Raw genomic sequence first — 21,419 nt, forward strand, 5'->3', positions numbered from 1 at the left:
CCTGTGATCGGCCGCTATTTTAGCGGCATGAGCCGCTGCACGATGTAGTCTGCGGCTTCTTCAGCCGACATCTCGACCGTGTTTACCGTGATATCGGGGGTCTGTGGCTCCTCATACGAACTGTCTATGCCGGTGAAATTCTTCAACGTCCCGCTCCGGGCCTTTTTGTACAGGCCCTTCTCGTCGCGCGCCTCGGCCACTTCCAGTGGCGTGTCGACGAAGATTTCGACGAACTCGCCATCGGGCAGCATGTCGCGCACCATCTCGCGCTCCGCACGGAACGGGCTGATGAAGGCGGTCAGGACGATCAACCCGGCATCGGCCATCAGCTTCGACACCTCGCCGATCCGCCGGATGTTCTCGATCCGGTCCGCCTCGGTGAAACCGAGGTCCTTGTTCAGCCCGTGGCGGATATTGTCGCCGTCGAGCAGGAAGGTGTGCCGGTTCATCAACGCGAGCTTCTTCTCGACCTCGTTGGCGATGGTCGACTTGCCCGAGCCCGAAAGACCGGTGAACCAGAGGACCTTGGGCGTCTGGTTCTTCAGGCTGGCGCGCTCGCGCCGGGTAACGTCGGTCGGCTGCCAGTGCACGTTCTGCGCGCGGCGAAGGCTGAAATTGATCATGCCCGCCGCGACTGTCGCATTGGTGATCTTGTCGATCAGGATGAAGCCGCCGAGCGCCGGATTGTCCTGATAAGGCTCGAACACGATCGACCGGTCGGTATGCATCTCCGCCACGCCGATCGCATTGAGAGACAGCGTCTTGGCGGCCAGTTGCGCCATCGTGTTGACGTTGATCTCGTATTTCGGCTCCTGCACCGTGGCCGAGACGGTCTGTGTGCCGAGCTTCAGCCAATAGGCGCGCCCGACATGCAAATCCTCGTCCGACAGCCAGACGAAAGTGGATTCGAACTGGTCGGCGGTCTGGGGCGGATCGTCCGCATCCGCGATCACGTCGCCGCGCGAACAGTCGATCTCGTCGGCGAAGGTGATGGTGGTCGATTCCCCCGCCATCGCTCCGTCACGGTCTTCCGAGCTGTCGGCATCGGGCATCGCCACCACGCGCGCGACCGTGGTGGTCTTGCCCGACGGAAGCACGCGTACCCTGTCGCCCGGCGCGACGGTGCCGGAGGCGACGAGGCCGGCGAAACCGCGGAAGTCGAGATTGGGTCGGTTTACCCATTGAACCGGCATGCGGAATGGCTTCGCCCCTTCCACCTCGGAACTGACCTCCACCGCTTCGAGATGCTCGATCAGGCTCGGGCCATCATACCAGGGGGTGTTGTCCGATGGTGCGGTAGTGATGTTGTCGCCGCGGAAACCGGAGATCGGGATTGCGGTAAAATTCTCGATCCCGATGCCTTGCGCGAATTCGGCGTAATCGGCGCGGATCTGTTCGAAGGTTTCCTGCGAATAGTCGACCAGGTCCATCTTGTTGACCGCCAGCACGATGTGGCGAATGCCCAGCAGGTGGCAAAGATAGCTGTGGCGCCGGGTCTGGACCAGCACGCCCTTGCGCGCATCGATCAGGATCACCGCCAGGTCCGCGGTCGACGCACCGGTAACCATGTTGCGCGTGTACTGTTCGTGTCCCGGGCAGTCGGCGACGATGAACTTGCGGTTCTCCGTATTGAAGAACCGATAGGCGACGTCGATCGTGATACCCTGTTCGCGCTCGGCGGCGAGGCCGTCGACCAGCAGGGCGAAGTCGATTTCCTGTCCCTGCGTACCGACCCGCTTGCTGTCGTCCTCCAACGCGGCGAGCTGATCCTCGAAGATCATCTTCGAATCGTAGAGCAGGCGACCGATCAGGGTCGACTTGCCGTCGTCCACGCTGCCGCAGGTGATGAAGCGCAGCATGGTCTTGTGCTGGTGTCGCTCGAGGTAGGAATCGATGTCCTCCGCGATCAGCGCGTCGGTCCGGTAGATCGGCTCGCTCATGTCAGAAATAACCCTGCTGCTTCTTCACTTCCATGCCGGCACCGCCTGCATCCTTGTCGATCGCGCGGCCCTGTCGCTCGCTGGTGGTGGTCAGCAGGGTTTCCTGAATGACTTCGGACAGCGTGGCGGCGGTGCTTTCGACAGCACCGGTCAGGGGATAGCATCCGAGCGTGCGGAAGCGGACCGAACGCATCACGGGCTCCTCGCCATCGTTTAGCGGGAAGCGATCGTCGTCCACCATCAGCAGCATGCCGTCGCGCTCCACCGTGGGACGCTCCGCCGCGAAATAGAGCGGCACGATCTCTATCCCTTCGAGCTGGATGTATTGCCACACGTCCAGCTCGGTCCAGTTGCTGATCGGGAAGACGCGGATGCTCTCCCCCTTGTTCTTGCGCGCGTTGTAGAGGTTCCACAATTCGGGGCGCTGGCTTTTGGGGTCCCAGCCGTGGCTGGCTGTACGGAAGGAAAAGATGCGCTCCTTCGCGCGGCTCTTCTCTTCATCGCGCCGCGCGCCGCCGAAGGCCGCATCGAAGCCATGCATGCTCAGCGCCTGCTTCAGCCCTTCGGTCTTCCACATGTCCGTATGCAGCGAACCGTGGTCGAACGGGTTGATCCCCCGCTCCTTCGCTTCCGGGTTCTGGTGCACCAGCAATTCCATCCCGGTCTTTTCGGCCATCCGGTCGCGCAATTCGTACATCGCCTGGAACTTCCAGGTCGTGTCGACATGCAGCAGCGGGAACGGCGGCGGGGCGGGGTAGAAGGCCTTGCGCGCGAGATGCAGCATCACCGCGCTGTCCTTGCCCACGGAATACAGCATCACCGGCCGTTCCGCCTCGGCGGCGACTTCGCGGATGATATGGATCGCCTCAGCTTCGAGGCGTTCGAGATGCGTGAGCGGCCGGATCGCGGTCATGGCCGCGGAAAACTTGCGTCGGGCATGGGCCGGTTCGGTACACATACGTACCTCGACCGTCACCAGCAAACGAGTATCAGTCCCGAAAGCGCACATTTGCCGCGCGCCGGGTTAACCGCCCACGCGAATGCAAATTAGCGCGACGCGGTTCGGACCGTATGAAAATCGCCCCGGTCGAGCGAGGCCAGGGCCTGAAGCGCCAGCTTGCGCGAATCGACCCATTCGCCATCCGCGGTTTCCAGATCATACCGCTCGGCTCGCGCAGCGCGGGTGAACAGGTCGCGAGCACGGTCGGTATCCCCGGCACGGGCATAGGCGATGCCGAGGTTGATGAGCCGCGCGGCGCTATCTTCCATCCCGTCGTCGGTGCGTTCCATCTTTCTGATAGCGGTGGCGTTCCGGTTCGCGGACAGTTCGTCATACGCGACTTCGATACGGTCGGATCCGCTGCCGGCCGCCTGTGCCAGCAGCATCGTAGCTACAACAGAAGTGATCATCATCTTTCTCCCATGCTTTATCGAAAGCGAAAATGACTCTCCTGACCCGCAACTGCAACAAAAACGTCATGATGTCATAAATACGTCATTGATGGCGCCTGGGCTCGGCTTTGGTTTCCAGCAACTTGGCGGGGGCGTTCCGAATATCGGGGTCGTAACGGCCATCCCGCTGAAACTCGGGCGTGTCACGAATGTCATGTTTTTGCCGGAAAAATCTTCGGCGGTGTGGTCCATTCGGAAAATAAACTGTCACAAGCCGCGCCTAGTTCACGGAGATGCGGCGCGAGCGCTGCGCCTGTCGAGTCCTTCGACCAATTGAGGGGAATCCAACCGTGAAGCATATCAAACGCACTATCGTGCTCGGCTGCGGCCTCGCTGTCCTGACCGCGTGCGGGGCCGACGAAGTCGCCTCGCCCGGCACCTCCGGCAATGTCGACATCGACATTACCACGCCCGCACCGCCGCCGCCGCCGCCGCCGCCCACCAGCACGCTGGTGACACCGGCAGGTGCCTGCCCGACGCTGACCAACGATGGCAGCGTGGTCCTGGCCAATACCGGCACGATCACCGGCCCGACCGGCGAATATCGCAAGTGCGAGCTGCCGAGCCGTATCGGGAAGAGCGTAACGCTGCCCAAGATCAACGGCCTGCTCTACGTGATCCCCGGCCGCGTCGATGTTGGTTGCGACGGCGGATTCAGCGCTCCGACCGCGACTGCGCCCTACACCTCGACCACGATCGGCTGCACCCAGGCGCCGCTTACGGCCGACACCAACGTCACTCTGACGATCGATCCGGGCGTGGTCCTTTACGCCAGCAGCGGCCAGGCGTGGATCGCCGTCAACCGCGGCAACAAGATCAACGCCGTGGGCACCGCGACCCAGCCGATCGTCTTCACCAGCCAGGACAACGTGGCCGGTCTCAACATCGATTCCTCGATCGGCCAGTGGGGCGGTGTGGTGCTGCTCGGTCGCGGTCGAATCACCGACTGTACGCAAGGTTCGGTGGCTTCGAATACCTGCGAGCGCGGCACCGAGGGTGCGGTCAACCCGGCCCTCTTCGGCGGCAACGACGATACCTACAACGCCGGCACCATGAGCTACTTCCAGATCCGCTATTCGGGCTTCGTCCTGTCGGCGGATAAGGAACTGCAGTCGCTGACCCCGTCGGGTATCGGCTCGGGCACGCAGCTCGACCACTTCCAGTCGCACAACAGCTCCGACGATGGCACCGAGTTCTTCGGCGGCGTCGTCAACATGAAGTACTATGTGGCCACCGGTGCCGACGACGACAGCCTCGACGTCGACACGGGCGCACGCGCCAACCTGCAATACGTGCTGCTGTGGCAGCGCCCCGGCCAGGGCGACGCGCTGATGGAAATCGACTCCAACGGGCTCGAAGGCGACACGCCGCGCACCGATCTCAGGGTCTCGAACTTCCTCGCCTACCAACCGCAGACGAGTGCCAATAACGAAGGCGCGGACAAGGCGAGCGTGCTGTTCCGCGGCAATGCGGACGTGACGCTTTACAACGGTGCGATCATCACGCCGAACAACGAGTGCATCCGGCTGACGTCGAACACCAGTGCGGCGAACCGGGCGACTCTGACTGCGCGTTCCGTGGTCCTGCAATGCTCGGGCACCGGTGACGCCAAGTTCATCGGCGATGGCAGCGGTGCTGCGCCGTACACCGCAGCGCAGGTGGCAGCGGCATTCGGTTCGGGTTCGAACAACAACAATTCGGACTTCACCAACTCGCTGACAGGGTTCGTGAACGGCGCGACCGAAAACGGCGTGACTACCACCGATCCCGCCGCCCTCAACACCACGCTCAGCGGGTCGAGCTTCTTCTCCGCCACGCCGACTCCGTACCGGATTGGTGTCGCCTGGGCCGAGAACAACAGCTGGTACACCGGCTGGACCTGCAGCTCGTCCTACGCGAATTTCGGGACGAGCTCGAGCGCCTGCACCTCGCTGCCCACCACCTGAGGCAGCCGCCACTGACCCCGGGGGCGGCCGCCAGCGTGGCTGCCCCCGGTTTTCGTATCGAATGAGGGGAAACCAGATGTCCACCACATCGCGGGTCGCGGGCGTGCTGCTGCTGACCACTGCCTTGACGTGTCCGGCTCTTGCGCACGCGCAGACCGATCCGGCCACCACCAGCTCCGCCCCGCAGGCGGACATTCCGACCGATCAGGGCGACCAGCCCGAGCCTGTCCCGCAGGACGAGGAAGTCGAGGTTTCCGTACCCGGTCAGAGTAACGTTATCGTCGTGACCGGTCGCCGCGACCGCAACGTCATGCGCTCGTCGGACCAGGTGGTCTCGATCCTTTCCAGTGCGGATATCGCGCGAACCGGCGAGGGCGACATCGCGGGCGCGCTCAGCCGCGTGACCGGCCTCAGCGTTGTCGGCAGCGGCTTCGTCTACGTCCGTGGCCTGGGCGATCGGTATTCGCTGGCCCTGCTCAACGGTTCGCCCCTGCCGAGCCCCGAGCCGCTCAAGCGCGTCGTCCCGCTCGATCTGTTCCCCACCGGGATCGTCGCGTCCTCCCTCGTGCAGAAGAGCTATTCGGCGAACTTTCCGGGAGAATTCGGCGGCGGCGTCATCAACCTGACGACCAAGGCTACACCCGACGAACCCTTCCTCACCATCGGCGGCGGCATATCGGGCGACACCTACACGACCGGCAATCTCGGCTATACCTATTACGGTAGCGACAGCGACTGGACCGGGTACGACAACGGCAACCGCAAGGTTCCGCCGGGCTTGCAGGACTATTTCGACCAAGGGCTGCTGTTCGGCACCGATCCGGTCGATTCCACCGCCATCGCGCGCCAGCTGATCACCTTCAAGAATACCGTCGTTCAGAAGATGAACGATACCCCGGTCAACGTCTCCGCCAGCCTGTCGGCGGGCAAGACTTTCCCGGTCGGGGCGATGGACCTCGGTGTGATCGCGGCTGCGGGATACAGCAATTCCTTCCTTACCCGTACGATCCGGCAGCAGCGTTCCTCGAGCGCGAACCTCGCCTCGATCGAAAGCGATTTCCTGAACGTCACGACCGATCAGAAGACGACGGTCAACGGCCTGCTCGGCTTCGGTCTGGAATTCGGCGACAGCCGCGTTCGCTGGACCAATCTCTATATTCACGACACCATCAAGAAGGCGGGCCTATCCCTCGGCCAGCGACCGGCCCAGCGCGGCGACACCGATTTCCTGCGCCAGCGCACGGCATGGTACGAGCGTCAGCTGATCGACACCCAGCTGGTCGGCGAATTCCGCCTCTCGGAGATTTTCGGCCTCGAGGTTCGCGGCGGCTACGCTAACACGCAGCGCGAAGCGCCGGACGAGATCACCTTCGAATACGACCGTTCGAATGCCGAGGCCGATCCGTTCGGGCAGTATTTCGTTAACCGGTTGAACAACGGAAATGGCGGCGATGGCGAGATCGCCTTCTCCGACCTCAACGAGGATCTATATTCCGGCGGCCTCGACCTAACCTACAACCTCGCGCCGAGCGTCACCATCACGGCGGGCGGTGCTTATTCCGATACGAAGCGCCGCAGCTCGCGCCGCAATTTCCTGCTCCTCGCGCCCAACACCTTCCTTGGCGATGCGAACGTCATCAGCGGTATCGGGCTGCTGCGGCCCGATCTGCTGGTCGCGACACTGACAGATCCCGCCTTCGTCGATGCGAATAACGGGAACGGGCTGGAACTGATCGAGACCGATCCGGGGACGCCCGTCTTCGATGCGGAGCTGGAAATCGCGGCCGGTTACCTGAAGGGCAACTTCCTGTTCGGCGATACGATCTCGCTCGACGCCGGCGTGCGCTACGAAGACGCGACGCAGACCACCACACCGGTCGAGACCTTCGTTTCGGTTCCGCCTTCGATCCCGCCGACGCAGCTCGATCGCAGTTATTGGTTGCCGGCCGCGACGTTGACCTTCGACCTAGACGGCGGCAAGCAAATCCGTCTCAATGCGTCGAAGACGATCGCCCGTCCGCAATTCCGCGAACTGATCGCGCAGCCCTACTACGATCCGGAATCGAACCAGCCCTATCTCGGCAACCCGCTGCTGGTGGACAGCCAGCTCTACAATGCCGAGGCACGGTTCGAATGGTATTACGCGCCGGAGCAGCGATTGTCGGTGTCCGGTTTCTACAAGCGGATCGAGAACCCGATCGAGGCCTATGTCAGCTTCTTCGGCGGGGATTTCGTCGTCTCTTACGCCAATGCACCCAGTGCCGACCTGTACGGGGCCGAGCTGGAGCTGGTGAAGTATTTCGACCTCAGCGAGATGGGCGGAATGCTCTCGACCCGGCGTGCGGTGGTGATCGGCAACTACACCTATACGCAGTCGAACATCTCGGTTGAGGCCGGAGATACGACCGCGATTTACGGTGCTGCGTCGAGCAATGCGACGGACTATTTCCGCGACGGCTCGCCGCTGACGGGCCAGTCCGATCACATCGTGAACTTCCAGCTCGGGCTAGAGGACGAGGACCGGCTGTCTCAGCAGACGATCCTGTTGTCCTATGCCAGCAACCGCGTGGTTGCGCGCGGGCTGAACGGCAGCACGCCCCAGCCCGACGTGATCGAGAAGCCGGGCCTGCAAGTCGATTTCGTATGGCGCGAAGGCTTCAGCGTGTTCGGCACCGAGCTGGAGGCGAAATTCGAGGCACGCAACATCTTCGGCACGGACCACGAAGAGTTCCAGAAGTCCGATGATGCACGGATAGAGTACAACTCTTGGGACGTGGGCACACGGCTTGCGTTGTCCCTGTCGGCCAAGTTCTGAAACCGGCGCATCGACCGGCGCCGGAGTGGGTTCTTTCCCCGCTCAGGCCCGGTCGATCGCGACGCCTGGCTAGCTGGCGTCGAAGACGTACCCGACCGAACGGATGGTGCGCAGCGGATCGCCCGCACCGGCTGCCTTAAGCGCCTTACGCAGCCGCCCGATCCAGACATCAACGGTGCGTTCGTCCAGCGGCTGTTCCTGCTTGCCCAGCCCCTCTATCAGCTCGCGCCGGGTCAGTACCCGGTCGGCGTTCTCGGCGAAGAAGCGCAGCAGGCGGAACTCGTTGGGCCGCAGCGCCAGTCGCGTGTCGTTCCAGCGGGCCATCATCGCGACCCGGTCGATGGTTAGCGGCCCGAGCTCCACGATCTCGTTGCCCGAGCGATGGGGCCGCGCCGATTGCAGGGCAAGGATTCGGTCCAGCACCCCGTTTCGGTCGAGCGGCCCGACCACGTAGTCGTCGGCCCCCGCAGCCAACGCCCTGCGCCGGTCGTTCTCGTCGTCCTGTTCCAGCACCATGGTGACGTGCGCGTCGCGCAGGCGCCGGTCGGCGCGGACCCGGCGGCACAGCTCCAGGCCGGACATGGTCGGCAGGACCCAGTCGATGAAGGCGAAGACGGGACCGTCGGCGAGCTGGCGCGGACCATCCCCGTCGAGCGGGGCGAAATGGAACCGCGCATCGTCGCTCTCGAAATCGTTCGCGACGGAGGCCAGCGGCCCGGTAACGAAGATATTGACGGTACGCATCATCCGGCCCCTCTGACGGCGATGGCGTATCGCCGCCCGGTGACAGGACCGTGACAAAATCCGCTGCCTGAAGTGTTCGCGCCTGGCTGCACGGCGACAAGTTCGCTTGCACATATAACGATATCTTTATATGTGCCGTTGAATGCGGATCGAGGCCATCATGCGCGCGCTGGGCGATCTTACCCGATTGCGGACCATGCGACTGCTCGGCACGATGGAACTCGCGGTGGGCGAGCTGGCGCAGGTGCTGGGGCAGAGCCAGCCGCGCGTTTCGCGCCATGTGGCGATCCTGTGCGACAGCGGCCTGGCCGAAAGGCGGCGCGAGGGCAGTTGGGTGTTCCTGCGTGCGCGGCTTGCCGATAGCGGGGATTTCCCGCTCGGTTCCGCCGTGGCCCGCCTGCTCGCGACCGCCGAGCGCGAGGACGAGGCCTTTGCCGTGCAATGCGAAGAGGATCGCCGGCAACTGGCCGCGATCCGCGCCGCGCGCGAGGATGCGGCGCAGACCTGGTTCGAAAGCTACGCCAAAGAGTGGGACGAGCTTCGCCGCCGGCACAGCGACGACGCGACGGTCGAGGCCGCGCTGGCCGACGCGCTCGCCGACGCACCGCTGGGCGAAGTGCTGGATATCGGTACCGGTACGGGCCGCATGGCCGAAATCTTCGCGCCCGAGGCAGAGCGGATGGTCGCGCTTGACAAGAGCCTCGAGATGCTGCGCGTCGCGCGCGCGAAGCTGCAGCATCTGCCCGCCGAAAGCGTCGAGCTGGTGCAGGGCGACTTCGCCGCACTGCCCTTTGCCGCGCGCAGTTTCGATACCGTCCTGCTGCATCAGGTGCTGCATTTCGCGCAGGAGCCGGAGGTCGCGCTGGCGGAAGCGGCGCGGGTTTTGCGCCCCGGCGGGCGGATCGCGATCGTCGATTTCGCCGCGCACGGTCAGGAGGACTTGCGCGAGCGGTTCCAGCACGCCCGGCTCGGCTTCACCGACCGCGTCGTGCGCGAGATGCTGAAGCAGGCCGGGTTCCAGCCCGCCGAACCGATGGCGCTGGAAGACGGCGCGCTGGTGGTGAAGATCTGGCTCGGCACCCGCCGGGGCGGGCCGGTCGCCGCGCCGCATGACAGGAAGGTAGCCACACGATGACCGCCCGCGCGCCAGCTCCGCTCGATCCCGTGCACGAAACCGATACGGCGCATGGCGATCCGCTGTTCTCCGGGCTGCCCGGCGATATCGAGGTGTCGTTCGAGTTCTTCCCGCCCAAGACCGAGAAAATGGCGCAGACCTTGTGGGAAAGCGTCGAGACGCTGGCACCCCTCGGCCCGCGCTTCGTCTCGGTCACCTACGGCGCGGGCGGTTCCACGCGCGAGCGCACGCACGAGCAGGTCGTGCGCCTCAACCGCGAGACCGGCATTCCCGCCGCCGCGCATCTCACCTGCGTGGAGGCGACGCGCGAGGAGGTGGACGAGGTCGCGCGCCATTACTGGGAAAGCGGCATCCGCCACATCGTGGCGCTGCGCGGCGATCCGCCCGACGGGGGAAGCAGATATACTCCCCATCCGGGTGGCTATGCCAATGCGGCGGAGCTGATCGCGGGCCTGAAGGAAGTCGCCCCGTTCGAGATTTCGGTCGGTGCCTATCCCGAGGTTCACCCGGACTCCGCCGACGAGCAGGCCGATCTCGACAATCTGAAGCGCAAGTTCGATGCGGGGGCGACGCGCGCGATCACGCAGTTCTTCTTCGAACCCGACTGCTTCTTCCGCTTCCGCGACCGTGCCGCCGCGGCGGGTATCGACGGGGAAATCGTGCCCGGCATCATGCCAGTGATGAGCTTCGCCGCGGTCGAGCGCATGGCCGGGCTGTGCGGTACCGCGATCCCCGGCTGGATGGCGGGCCTGTTCGACGGGCTGGACGAGCGTCCCGCTGCGCGCCAGCTGGTGTCCGCCACCATCGCCGCCGAACTGTGCCGCCGCCTGTATGCAGGGGGCGAGCGGCAATTCCATTTCTACACCCTCAACCGTGCCGAGCTGAGCTACGCGATCTGCCACATGCTCGGCCTGCGTCCGAAGGAAGCGGCATGACCACCGTTCGCGAGACCCTGCTGGCCGAAGCGGCCAAGGCGATCCTGATCAAGGACGGGCCATACGGCACCGCGATCCAGCGCGCGAAGCTGGGCGAGGAGGGGTATCGCGGCACCTACGACCTGAACCGCGACCAGAAGGGCAACAACGACCTCGTCAATCTGACGCAAGGTCAGCTGATCGCCGACATCTGTCGCAGCTACGTCGATGCCGGGGCGCGGGTGCTGGCGACCAACACCTTCAACGCGAACCGCATCAGCCAGGCCGATTACGGGGCGGAGCATCTGGTCGGCGACATCAACCGCGCCGCCGCGCGGATCATCCGCGAGGTGTGCGACGAGGCAACGGCGAAGGACGGCCTGCCGCGCTTCGTCGCGGGCGCGGTCGGCCCGACCAACAAGACCCTGTCGCTGAGCCCCGATGTCGAGGACCCCGGTTTTCGCGAAGTCGATTTCGACACGATGAAGTCGGTCTATCGCGAGCAGGCCGAGGCGCTGATCGAGGGCGGGGCGGACACGATCCTGATCGAGACCGTGTTCGACACGCTGAACTGCAAGGCGGCGATCATGGCGGTGAAGGAACTGGCGCGCGACCTGGGGCAGGACGTGCCGATGATGATCTCGCTGACCCTGACCGACCTGTCGGGGCGCAACCTGTCGGGCCATACGGTGGAGGCGTTCTGGAACGTCGTGCGCCATGCCGACCCCGTAACCATGGGGCTCAATTGCAGCTTCGGCGCGGACCAGTTGCGCCCCCATGTCCAGCTGCTCAGCCAGATCGCCGATACGCTCCTGATGGCCTATCCGAACGCGGGCCTGCCAAACGAGCTGGGCGAATACGACGAGGAGCCGGAGACCACCGCCGCGCTGGTGCGCCAGTGGGCGGAAAACGGGCGCGCCAACATTCTTGGCGGGTGCTGCGGCAATACGCCCGAACACATCGCCGCGATCGCGAAAGCGGTCGAGGGTCTGGCGCCGCGTCAGGTCCCGGAGCGGCAGGACCGCATGCGCCTCGCCGGCCTTGAACCCTTCACGATCGCCGCCTGACTTGCTGGATAGAATGACCGACCAATCCGCCTCCTCGCGCTTCGTCAATATCGGCGAGCGTACCAATGTGACCGGCTCGGCCCGGTTCAAGAAACTGATCATGGCGGACGACTATGCGACCGCGGTGGAGGTCGCGCGCGACCAGGTCGAGAACGGCGCGCAGGTGATCGACGTCAACATGGACGAGGGGCTGCTCGACGCGAAACACGCGATGACCACCTTCCTGAAGCTGATCGCGGCGGAACCCGACATCGCGCGCGTGCCGGTGATGATCGACAGCTCGAAATGGGAAGTGATCGAGGCGGGGCTCAAATGCGTGAGCGGCAAGCCGATCGTCAATTCGATCAGCATGAAGGAAGGCGAGGAGCCTTTCCTGCAACACGCGCGCAAATGCCTGGACTACGGCGCCGCGGTGGTCGTGATGGCCTTCGACGAGACGGGCCAGGCCGATACGAAGGACCGGAAGGTCGAAATCTGCAAGCGGGCCTACGAGCTGCTGACGGGTATCGGCTTCCCCGCTGAGGACATCATCTTCGATCCGAATATCTTCGCGGTGGCGACGGGGATCGAGGAACACGACCGCTACGGCCTCGATTTCCTGGAAGCGGTGGAAGAGATCAAGGCCGCCTGCCCGCATGCCAAGACCAGTGGCGGCCTTTCCAACCTGTCCTTCAGTTTCCGCGGCAACGAGACCGTGCGCCGCGCGATGCATTCGGTGTTTCTCTATCACGCGATCCCCGCCGGGCTCGACATGGCGATCGTCAATGCGGGCCAGCTCGACGTGTACGACCAGATCGACCCGAAATTGCGCGAAGCCTGCGAGGACGTGATCCTGATGCGCCGCCCGGACGCGACCGAGCGGCTGATCGCGCTGGCCGAAAGCTACAAGGGCAAGGATCCGCGCGCCGAGAAGGAAGCGCAGGAATGGCGCGGCTGGCCGGTCGAGCGGCGGCTGGAGCATGCGCTGGTCAAGGGCATCGACGCGCATGTCGTCGACGATACCGAGGAAGCGCGCCAGGCCCTGGCCGACAGCGGCGGACGCCCGATCGAAGTCATCGAGGGCCCGCTGATGGACGGCATGAACGTCGTCGGCGACCTGTTCGGCAGCGGCAAGATGTTCCTGCCCCAGGTGGTGAAATCCGCGCGCGTGATGAAGAAGGCGGTCGCCCATCTGATCCCCTTCATCGAAGCGGAGAAGGACAAGCTCGCGCCCGAAGAGCGCAAGGCCAAGGGCAAGATCGTGATGGCGACCGTGAAGGGCGACGTCCACGATATCGGCAAGAACATCGTCGGCGTGGTCTTGCAGTGCAACGGCTACGACGTGATCGACCTCGGCGTCATGGTGCCGTGGGCGACCATCCTGGAGGCGGCGAACGAGAACCAGGCCGACATGATCGGCCTGTCGGGTCTCATCACCCCTTCGCTGGACGAAATGGTGACCGTTGCCGAAGAGATGAAGACGGCGGAGATGTCGATGCCGCTGCTGATCGGCGGCGCGACCACCAGCAAGGTTCACACCGCGCTGCGCATCGACCCGGCGTACGATGGCCCCGTGATCCACGTGCTCGACGCCAGCCGCGCCGTCGGCGTCGCCAGCCGCCTGCTGAGCGATACCCAGCGCGACGGCTTCGTGTCCGACACGGCGGGCGAATATGCCAAGGTCCGCGACGCGCGCGAGGGCAAGGGGCAGTCCGAACTCCTGACCCTGGATCAGGCGCGCGAGAACGCGGCGACGATCAATCTGGCGTACAAGCCCGCGGCCCCGAAGCAGCCGGGCCTGCATGTCTATGACGACTGGTCGCTGGCCGAGCTCGTCGATTACATCGACTGGACCCCGTTCTTCCGCGCGTGGGAGCTGCACGGCAACTACCCCGCGATCCTGGAAGACGAGGTGGTGGGCGAGGCAGCAAGCAGCCTGTTTAAGGACGCGCAGGCGATGCTGGAACGGATCGTGGAGGAAAAATGGCTGACCGCGCGCGGCGTCGCGGGACTGTGGCCATGCCACCGCGATGGCGACGACGTGGTGATCCACCATCGCCACACGCAGGACCGGGTCAGCGCCGATGGCGGGACCTACGGCAACCAGCCGGTTCCCGATCTCGACCGCACGAACGAGGAAAGCGCGCGCGTCCCCTTCCTGCGCCAGCAGGTGAAGAAAAGCCGCGGGCGGGCCGATTTCTGCCTCGCCGACTTCATCGACCCGGCGGGCGACTGGATCGGCGGCTTCTCGGTCGCGATCCACGGGATCGAGGGGCCTTCGCAGCGCTTCCTGGCGGACAAGGACGATTACTCCGATATCCTGCTCAAGGCGCTGGCCGATCGCTTTGCCGAGGCTTTCGCCGAACGGCTGCACCAGCATGTGCGGACCGATCTGTGGGGCTATGCGCCGGGCGAGCAGCTGACCAATGCCGCGCTGATCAAGGAGGAATATCGGGGCATCCGCCCCGCGCCGGGCTATCCCGCCTGTCCCGATCACTCGCTCAAGCCGATCCTGTTCGACCTGCTCGATGCGCCGGAGAATACCGGTCTGACGCTGACCGAGAACTTCGCCATGCTGCCGACCGCGGCCGTCAGCGGGTTCTATTTCGGGCACCCGGAGTCGCAGTATTTCGGTGTCGCCCGCATCGGCCGCGACCAGCTGGAGGACTATGCCGCGCGGCGCGGGGTCGATATGGCGACGGCCGAACGATGGCTGCGGCCCAACCTCGACTGAGCGCGCTACCGGCGCATCGCCTGCCATGGCTCGGTGGGATCGGGCTGCTCGTACTTTACCTCGTCTTGTGGGCGATCGTCCCGGTCGATTTCGACCTGCTGCGCGCGCTGTGGTTCCTGCCCGGGATCGGCGTGCTCGGCGCGATCATCGCCAACACCTCGGGCACGGGCGGCGGCGTCGTCTTTGTCCCGGTCTTCAATGCCTTGCGCGACCAGGGGGTCATGGGGCTCGACCCGCTCCAGATCGTCGGCGTCTCGATGGGCATCCAGAGTTTCGGCATGACCATGGGGGCGCTGCGCTGGACCGACCGGTTGCTGCATCAGCCAGCCATCGCGCCGCAGGCTGTCGAAGCGGCGGTAAGGCCGCGCGATTACGCCACCGTGGTCGTCGCGACTCTCGCGTTTTCGCTGCCGACCATGCTGCTGGTCCAGCGCGCCGTGGCATTCGACCCGCATGTCGTTCTGATGGCGTACAAGGCGTTCTCGATCGCGCTCGGCCTGGCGCTGATCGCCAGCACCTGGACGGTCAACCGCGTCCGGGCGGAGCAGGGTCGGCTGCTGCCTGTCGATCTCGCGGTGGTGATGATGCTGGCGATACCGGGCGGGGCGCTGACCGCGCTTTTCTCCGTCGGTGTGGGAGAACTCGTCGCGCTCTATCTCTTTATCCGCCATTACCCCGTCCTGCTGTGCACCGGGGCGGCGTGCGTCATCTCCTCGGTCAGCGTGATCGCGGGCAGCCTCTGGCATATCGAGGCGGGCACCATGCAGTGGGAGGTCGTGTTGCTGGCCGGGCCGGGCGCGGCGCTGGGCGGCTTTCTCGCGCGTCCGATCGCGATAAAGCTCGGCGCGAAGCGGCTCAAGACGCTCGACGGGACCTGGATCGTCTTGTCCGCCTGCTATCTCCTGTGGCTCAACATGCGTTGAGCCGCCGCGCCGGATTGACCGGACCGGCGGAATCGCGCAAGTGCCGGGCCACGTCGCCGGGAAGCGATTCCCGGCCGTGCCAGCGGGAGAGTTCGTGCAGGAAACTGCACGGCGCCGAAGGAGCAACCGCCCCGGAATCTCTCAGGCAAGCGGACCGCGGCACGGCAGACACTCTGGAAAGCGTCCGCTATGCCTGTCGGCGTGTCGGGCCACCGAAGGGGGAAGCGCGGGCGAGAATCCGCGCGATGCTCTCAGGTTTCCTGACAGAGGGGGCAGGTGCAGGCGCTTCATCCCGGAGCCGCCGCGCTGCCGTGTCGGGGACCCGCTGAATGAGCGACGATAACAACACCGAAACGCTGCCGCTGGACGCCTGGCATCGCCGACAGGGCGCGCGCATGGTGCCCTTCGCCGGATACCAGATGCCGATCCAGTATCAGGGGATCGTGGCCGAACACGAATGGACCCGCCAGCACGCGGGGCTGTTCGACGTCAGCCATATGGGCCAGCTGATGGTCACCGGCGAAAATGCCGCGTCCGCGCTGGAAGCGGTGTTGCCGGGCGATATCACCAGCCTGAAGCCGGGCCGCGTCCGCTACTCCCTGCTGATGGCGGAAGATGGCGGCGTGCTGGACGATCTGATGGTCACCAACGCCACGCCGTGGATTCCGGCGGAAGAAGACGAGGATGGCAACGTCGTGGTCGAGGGCCGATGGGGCGATCCCGCCTATTACGTCGTCGTCAACGGCGCGATGAAGTGGGACGACATCGCCTATCTGCGCGAACACCTGCCCGACGATGTCACGCTAACCCACCTGGAAGACCAGGCGTTGATCGCGCTGCAAGGCCCCGCGGCCACCAACGCGCTGGGCCGGGCGATGCGCGGCGTGCCCGAAGAGCTCACCTTCATGCAGTCGATGACTTACGATTTCGGCGAACTGCCGCTGCGCATCTCGCGCTGCGGCTATACCGGCGAGGACGGGTTCGAGATTTCGGTGCCCGCCGAGCAGGCGGAAATTCTCGCCAATCGTCTTTGCGCGGAGATCGAGGTACGGCCCGCCGGGCTCGGCGCGCGGGACTCGCTGCGGCTGGAAGCGGGTCTTCCGCTCTACGGCCACGACCTGACGGCGGAGATCGACCCGGTCAGCGCCAATCTGACGTTCGCGCTGTCTAAGAAACGCCGCGAGAGCGGTGGCTGGATGGGCCACGCGCCGGTGATGAAGGCGCTCGACGGTGGTTCGGCACGCTTCCGCGTGGGCCTCACGCTCGACGGGCGCTTGCCCGCGCGCGAGGGCGCACCGATCTTCGCCGGCGACGACCAGATCGGCGTCGTCACCAGCGGCGGCTTCTCGCCCACGCTCGGCCACCCGATCGCGATGGGCTATGTCGATGCTGCCCATGCCGATGAGGGGACAGGGCTGGAGGTCGAGGTGCGGAACAAGCGCCTGCCCGCGCGCGTCACCTCAATGCCTTTCGTCCCCCACAACTATTACCGAGGGAGCTGATTTCGATGGCCCGTTATTTCACCGACGAACACGAATGGATCGACGTCGATGGCGACACCGCCACGGTCGGCATCACCGATTATGCGCAAAGTCAGCTCGGCGACATCGTGTTCGTCGAACTGCCCGACAGCGGCGCGGAACTGACCAAGGGCAAGGACGCCGCGGTGGTCGAGAGCGTCAAGGCGGCGAGCGACGTCTACGCCCCGATCAGCGGCGAAGTGACCGAGGCGAACGGTGCGCTCGACGATGACCCCTCGCTGGTCAATTCGAGCCCCGAGGAAGCGGGCTGGTTCTTCAAGCTTTCGATCGCCGACAAGGGCGAGCTCGACGGTCTGATGGACGAGACCGCCTACAAGAGCTTCTGCGACGGGCTGTGATCCCTGCCTCCCTCGCCGCGTGCGGGTGGGGCCGGGGGTTGCCCCCCGGTTGCCCCCCCGTTGCGACTAGGGTCTGCTGGGCAGACCTTGGTCTCACTGCTCCTCCCGCCAGCGGGAGGGGATAAGGAGAACGAATGCGCTACCTTCCCCTGACCGATAGCGACCGCGCCGCGATGCTGGCAAAATGCGGCGCGGAGACCATCGACGATCTGTTCGCCGACGTGCCCGAGGCGGCGCGGCTGTCCGGCCCGATCGAAGGCCTTCCGATGCATGCGGGCGAGATGGCGGTCGAGCGCCACATGCGCGCGCTTTCGAAGAAGAATCTCGCGGCGGCCGATGCGCCGTTCTTTATCGGGGCGGGAGCCTATCGCCACCATGTGCCCGCTACGGTCGACCACATCATCCAGCGCGGCGAGTTCCTGACCGCCTACACGCCCTATCAGCCCGAGATCGCACAGGGCACGCTGCAGATGCTGTTCGAGTTCCAGAGCCAGGTCGCGCGCCTGTATGGTTGCGCGGTGGCCAATGCGTCGATGTACGATGGCTCGACCGCGTGCTGGGAAGCGGTGGCGATGGCGGCGCGGATCACGAAGAAGAAGCGCGTGGTGCTCTCGGGCGCGCTCCATCCGCATTACGCCGAGGTCGTGCGGACCATGGCGAAGTTCACCGATGACGAGATCGCCGGTGCCGCCCCGGCGCTCCAGGCGCAGCCCGACAATGCCGGGCTGATCGCGCGGATCGACGATCGGACGAGCTGCGTCGTGGTCCAATATCCCGATATCCTCGGGCGCATTCCCGATCTCGCCGAGATCGCCGAGGCTGCGCATGCGAAGGGCGCGCTACTGATCGCGGTCAATACCGAGCCGGTGGCTCTCGGAGCGATCAAATCGCCGGGCGAGCTGGGCGCGGACATCGTGGTCGGCGAGGGGCAGGCGCTGGGCGTCGGCCTGCAATTCGGCGGGCCGTATCTCGGCCTGTTCGCGGTGCGCGACAGCAAGCACGTTCGCCAGATGCCCGGTCGCCTGTGCGGCGAGACGGTCGATGCCGAGGGCAAGCGCGGCTACGTGCTGACGCTCTCCACCCGCGAGCAGCATATCCGGCGCGAGAAGGCGACGAGCAATATCTGCACCAATAGCGGCCTGTGTGCGCTCGCCTTCTCCATCCACATGACGCTGCTGGGCGAGCGGGGCCTGCGGCAGCTAGCGGCGGAGAACCACCGGCTGGCCTGTAAGGTGGCCGACCGGCTGGCGCAGGTACCGGGGGTGACGATCCTGAACGATACCTTCTTCAACGAGTTCACGATCCTGCTCGACCCCGGATCGGGGTCCGGGGCAGGCACGGACGCACGCGCCGTCGTGCGCTCGCTCGCGGACAAGGGCGTGCTCGCGGGCGTGTCGCTCGGGCGGCTCTTCCCGTCGCACGACGAGTTGAAGGGCGGGCTGGTGATCGCGCTGACCGAGACGACCAGCGAGGAGGACATCGAGACCCTCGCCACCGCGCTGGCGGAGGAACTGGCATGAGCAATCCCAACGCATCCGGCTGGAAACCACAGAGCCCCGCGCAGCATGAGGGCGCGCATGACGGCCCGCCGACCGTGACCGGCAACCGCGCACTGATGCTGGAAGAACCACTGATCTTCGAGATCGGCACGACAGAGACGACCGGCGTCGATCTGCCCGAAGAGAGCGGCGAGGTCTCCTCGCGCCTCGGCGGTTTCGCGCGCTCCGAAACCATCAGCCTGCCGGGCCTGTCGGAGCCCGAGGCGGTGCGCCACTACACCCGCCTTAGTCGCCAGAACTACGCCATCGACCTCGGGCTTTTCCCGCTCGGATCCTGCACGATGAAGCACAATCCGCGGCTGAACGAGAAGGTCGCGCGCATGCCGGGCTTCGCCGACGTGCATCCGCTCCAGCCTGTCTCGACCGTACCCGGCGCGCTGGAGGTCATCAACGAGCTCGCACACTGGCTGATCAAGCTGACCGGCATGGAAGGTGTCGCGATGAGCCCCAAGGCGGGCGCGCATGGCGAGCTGTGCGGCATATTGTGCATCCGCGCCGCCCTCGAAGCGCGCGGCGATGCGCGCAAGGTCGTGCTGGTGCCCGAAAGCGCGCACGGCACCAACCCCGCCACCGCTGCCTTTGCGGGCTACGAGGTGGAGGACATTCCCGCGACCGAGGACGGCCGGGTCGATCTTGACAAGCTGAAAGCGCGCCTGGGGCCGGATGTGGCGGCGGTGATGATCACCAACCCCAACACCTGCGGCCTGTTCGAGCGGCACATGAAGGCGATGTCGGACGCGGTGCACGCGGCGGGCGGCTTCGTCTATTGCGACGGGGCGAACTTCAACGCGATCGTGGGTAAGGTGCGTCCCGGCGACCTTGGCGTCGATGCGATGCATATCAACCTGCACAAGACCTTCTCCACCCCGCATGGCGGCGGCGGTCCCGGTTCGGGCCCGGTGGTGCTGTCGAAAGCGTTGTGCCCCTACGGTCCGCTGCCCTTCACCGCGAGGACTGAAGACGGGGTGGTTCATCTGGTCGAGGAGGAGAATGCGGAGGAATTCGACCACCGCGACGCCTTTGGCCGGATGACCGCGTTCCACGGGCAGATGGGGATGTTCACTCGCGCGCTGACCTACATGCTCAGCCACGGCGCGGACGGGCTGGCGCAGGTTGCGGAAGACGCGGTGCTGAATGCGAACTACGTGCTGCGCAGCGTCGAGGACGTGCTCGACGCGCCCTTCGGCGGCAGCGGGCCGTGCATGCACGAGGCGCTGCTGAGCGATAAGACGCTGGCCGAGGACATCTCCACGCTCGACCTCGCCAAGGCGCTGATCGACGAGGGTTTCCACCCGATGACGATGTATTTCCCGCTGGTAGTGCACGGCGCGATGCTGATCGAGCCGACCGAGACCGAAAGCAAGGCCGGCCTCGATCAGTTCATCGCCGCGCTGCGCAGCGTCGCCGAGCGGGCGAAGGCGGGCGACGAAAGCCTGAAAGCCGCGCCCTACTACGCACCGCGCCGCCGGCTCGACGAAACGCAGGCGGCGCGCAAGCCGGTGCTGGCTTGGCAGGGCGAGATCGCGCCGGGCGGTCGTCCGGTGCCGAGCGAGGTCGGCGGGCAGTAGCGAGGCCAGCCTTGCGGATCATCTTCAGCCGCAAGGGGTTCGACAGCGGATCGGGCGGCGGATCGTCGCCGATCGTCGACGGCGTGCCGGTCTCGCTGCCGATTCCCGACAGCAAGGGCATCGCGAGGGCGACCTACGGCGACCTGGGGCTGGGTGACCATGCCGCGAGGGCGAGCAGGGGCGCGTATGGCGCGGATTCGCTCTGCCATCACGATCCGCTGTTCACCGGCGATGGCCGCTGCCTGTTCGGGCAAGTCGGCGCGGCACAGACGCACCTTGCCAATCAGGGCGTCGGCGTGGGCGATACTTTCCTGTTCTTCGGCCTGTTCGTGGGCGACGACGGCGAACGCCATCACCGCATCTTCGGCTACCTCCGGGTCACGGCGGTGCATCGGCTGGCAGACGGCATCCCCGAGCATCTGGAGGATAGCAGCCACCCGCATGTCCTCGGCATGCACGGCAGCAACGACGCGATCTACGAAGGCGAGGGGAGACAGGCGCGCTTCGCCAGCGAGGCGCTACGCCTCACCGTGCCCGGCGGTCCGCTGACGCTGTGGAAGAGGCCAGCGTGGCTGAAGCCCGGCGGGCTGAGCTATCACGACCGGCGCGATCGCTGGTTGCGCGGCGGTCGCCTGCGCAGCGTCGCACGCGGTCAGGAATTCGTCGCGGATGTGAGACGCCGCAAGACCCCGCGCGAATGGCTGGAGCGGATTCTCGAAGAATTCTGATCCTCCCCATTTGCGCTGGCGCGAAAACAAGGAGGA

17 protein-coding genes and 1 riboswitch are annotated in these 21,419 nt (G+C 65.5%); of the genes, 13 read left to right on the forward strand and 4 right to left on the reverse strand.

What is annotated here, in order from left to right:
- Window positions 1-14: 14 nt before the first annotated feature.
- From cysN to F7D01_RS09565, 3 genes are all read right to left on the reverse strand, one after another.
- A complete protein-coding gene (gene cysN / locus F7D01_RS09555) occupies window positions 15-1,940 on the reverse strand; it encodes a sulfate adenylyltransferase subunit CysN (RefSeq protein ID WP_215227360.1) in 1,926 nt (641 codons plus the stop codon).
- A gap of 1 nt (window position 1,941) precedes the next feature.
- A complete protein-coding gene (gene cysD / locus F7D01_RS09560; RefSeq protein ID WP_215227361.1) occupies window positions 1,942-2,853 on the reverse strand; it encodes a sulfate adenylyltransferase subunit CysD in 912 nt (303 codons plus the stop codon).
- A 134-nt stretch (window positions 2,854-2,987) separates the two neighbouring features.
- Entirely contained in the window at window positions 2,988-3,353 is a 366-nt protein-coding gene (locus tag F7D01_RS09565) for a hypothetical protein (protein ID WP_215227362.1), read from the reverse strand.
- Here F7D01_RS09565 and F7D01_RS09570 point away from each other — a divergent pair.
- From F7D01_RS09570 to F7D01_RS09580, 3 genes are all read left to right on the forward strand, one after another.
- The gene (locus F7D01_RS09570; RefSeq protein ID WP_215227363.1) at window positions 3,343-3,669 is read left to right on the forward strand and encodes a hypothetical protein; all 327 of its coding nucleotides are present in this window, start codon (window positions 3,343-3,345) and stop codon (window positions 3,667-3,669) included. The two genes, F7D01_RS09565 and F7D01_RS09570, sit on opposite strands and share 11 nt — an antisense overlap.
- A 13-nt stretch (window positions 3,670-3,682) precedes the next feature.
- On the forward strand, window positions 3,683-5,338 hold the full coding sequence (locus F7D01_RS09575) for a hypothetical protein (RefSeq protein ID WP_215227364.1): 1,656 nt from the start codon (window positions 3,683-3,685) through the stop codon (window positions 5,336-5,338).
- Window positions 5,339-5,414: 76 nt separating this feature from the next.
- Entirely contained in the window at window positions 5,415-8,153 is a 2,739-nt protein-coding gene (locus F7D01_RS09580; protein WP_215227365.1) for a TonB-dependent receptor domain-containing protein, read from the forward strand.
- Between the two features lie 69 nt (window positions 8,154-8,222).
- Here the strand turns inward: F7D01_RS09580 and F7D01_RS09585 are convergent, their stop codons facing one another.
- A complete protein-coding gene (locus F7D01_RS09585) occupies window positions 8,223-8,897 on the reverse strand; it encodes a response regulator transcription factor (protein WP_215229749.1) in 675 nt (224 codons plus the stop codon).
- A 142-nt stretch (window positions 8,898-9,039) separates the two neighbouring features.
- Here F7D01_RS09585 and F7D01_RS09590 point away from each other — a divergent pair, with 142 nt between their 5' ends.
- The 10 genes from F7D01_RS09590 to F7D01_RS09635 all read left to right on the forward strand — a co-directional run bounded on the left by F7D01_RS09590 (window position 9,040) and on the right by F7D01_RS09635 (window position 21,383).
- Window positions 9,040-10,032, forward strand: coding sequence for a metalloregulator ArsR/SmtB family transcription factor (locus F7D01_RS09590; RefSeq protein ID WP_215227366.1), 993 nt, complete (start codon window positions 9,040-9,042; stop codon window positions 10,030-10,032).
- A complete protein-coding gene (gene metF / locus F7D01_RS09595; protein ID WP_215227367.1) occupies window positions 10,029-10,967 on the forward strand; it encodes a methylenetetrahydrofolate reductase [NAD(P)H] in 939 nt (312 codons plus the stop codon). Before F7D01_RS09590 ends, metF begins: the two co-directional genes overlap by 4 nt.
- Window positions 10,964-12,013 (forward strand): homocysteine S-methyltransferase family protein, encoded by a 1,050-nt coding sequence (locus F7D01_RS09600; RefSeq protein WP_215227368.1) that lies wholly within the window; start codon window positions 10,964-10,966, stop codon window positions 12,011-12,013. Before metF ends, F7D01_RS09600 begins: the two co-directional genes overlap by 4 nt.
- Window positions 12,014-12,026: 13 nt before the next feature.
- On the forward strand, window positions 12,027-14,726 hold the full coding sequence (gene metH / locus F7D01_RS09605) for a methionine synthase (RefSeq protein WP_215227369.1): 2,700 nt from the start codon (window positions 12,027-12,029) through the stop codon (window positions 14,724-14,726).
- Window positions 14,702-15,649, forward strand: coding sequence for a sulfite exporter TauE/SafE family protein (locus tag F7D01_RS09610; RefSeq protein WP_215227370.1), 948 nt, complete (start codon window positions 14,702-14,704; stop codon window positions 15,647-15,649). Before metH ends, F7D01_RS09610 begins: the two co-directional genes overlap by 25 nt.
- Before the next feature lie 72 nt (window positions 15,650-15,721).
- Window positions 15,722-15,816, forward strand: a riboswitch (glycine riboswitch).
- Window positions 15,817-15,978: 162 nt separating this feature from the next.
- Window positions 15,979-17,151, forward strand: a complete 1,173-nt coding sequence (gene gcvT, locus F7D01_RS09615; RefSeq protein ID WP_215227371.1) for a glycine cleavage system aminomethyltransferase GcvT — start codon at window positions 15,979-15,981, stop codon at window positions 17,149-17,151.
- A gap of 5 nt (window positions 17,152-17,156) precedes the next feature.
- On the forward strand, window positions 17,157-17,528 hold the full coding sequence (gene gcvH, locus F7D01_RS09620) for a glycine cleavage system protein GcvH (RefSeq protein WP_215227372.1): 372 nt from the start codon (window positions 17,157-17,159) through the stop codon (window positions 17,526-17,528).
- 134 nt (window positions 17,529-17,662) lie between these two features.
- Window positions 17,663-19,048, forward strand: a complete 1,386-nt coding sequence (gcvPA, locus tag F7D01_RS09625; protein ID WP_215227373.1) for an aminomethyl-transferring glycine dehydrogenase subunit GcvPA — start codon at window positions 17,663-17,665, stop codon at window positions 19,046-19,048.
- Complete coding sequence (gene gcvPB, locus F7D01_RS09630) at window positions 19,045-20,655, forward strand: aminomethyl-transferring glycine dehydrogenase subunit GcvPB (protein ID WP_215227374.1); 1,611 nt, start codon at window positions 19,045-19,047, stop codon at window positions 20,653-20,655. The genes gcvPA and gcvPB overlap by 4 nt, the downstream gene beginning before the upstream one ends.
- Before the next feature lie 11 nt (window positions 20,656-20,666).
- The gene (locus F7D01_RS09635; protein WP_215227375.1) at window positions 20,667-21,383 is read left to right on the forward strand and encodes a hypothetical protein; all 717 of its coding nucleotides are present in this window, start codon (window positions 20,667-20,669) and stop codon (window positions 21,381-21,383) included.
- Window positions 21,384-21,419: the final 36 nt, after the last annotated feature.

This window comes from Erythrobacter sp. 3-20A1M (assembly GCF_018636735.1).
Taxonomy (GTDB): domain Bacteria; phylum Pseudomonadota; class Alphaproteobacteria; order Sphingomonadales; family Sphingomonadaceae; genus Alteriqipengyuania.

Bases quoted from the DNA above. Each gene is read 5' to 3' on its own strand.
- F7D01_RS09590 (WP_215227366.1), top strand. From the start codon at position 9,040: ATGCGGATCGAGGCCATCATGCGCGCGCTGGGCGATCTTACCCGATTG.
- F7D01_RS09600 (WP_215227368.1), top strand. From the start codon at position 10,964: ATGACCACCGTTCGCGAGACCCTGCTGGCCGAAGCGGCCAAGGCGATC.
- metF (WP_215227367.1), top strand. From the start codon at position 10,029: ATGACCGCCCGCGCGCCAGCTCCGCTCGATCCCGTGCACGAAACCGAT.
- gcvT (WP_215227371.1), top strand. From the start codon at position 15,979: ATGAGCGACGATAACAACACCGAAACGCTGCCGCTGGACGCCTGGCAT.
- F7D01_RS09585 (WP_215229749.1), bottom strand. From the start codon at position 8,897: ATGCGTACCGTCAATATCTTCGTTACCGGGCCGCTGGCCTCCGTCGCG.
- gcvPA (WP_215227373.1), top strand. From the start codon at position 17,663: ATGCGCTACCTTCCCCTGACCGATAGCGACCGCGCCGCGATGCTGGCA.
- gcvH (WP_215227372.1), top strand. From the start codon at position 17,157: ATGGCCCGTTATTTCACCGACGAACACGAATGGATCGACGTCGATGGC.
- F7D01_RS09610 (WP_215227370.1), top strand. From the start codon at position 14,702: ATGGCTGCGGCCCAACCTCGACTGAGCGCGCTACCGGCGCATCGCCTG.
- F7D01_RS09565 (WP_215227362.1), bottom strand. From the start codon at position 3,353: ATGATGATCACTTCTGTTGTAGCTACGATGCTGCTGGCACAGGCGGCC.
- F7D01_RS09580 (WP_215227365.1), top strand. From the start codon at position 5,415: ATGTCCACCACATCGCGGGTCGCGGGCGTGCTGCTGCTGACCACTGCC.
- metH (WP_215227369.1), top strand. From the start codon at position 12,027: ATGACCGACCAATCCGCCTCCTCGCGCTTCGTCAATATCGGCGAGCGT.
- gcvPB (WP_215227374.1), top strand. From the start codon at position 19,045: ATGAGCAATCCCAACGCATCCGGCTGGAAACCACAGAGCCCCGCGCAG.
- cysN (WP_215227360.1), bottom strand. From the start codon at position 1,940: ATGAGCGAGCCGATCTACCGGACCGACGCGCTGATCGCGGAGGACATC.
- cysD (WP_215227361.1), bottom strand. From the start codon at position 2,853: ATGACCGCGATCCGGCCGCTCACGCATCTCGAACGCCTCGAAGCTGAG.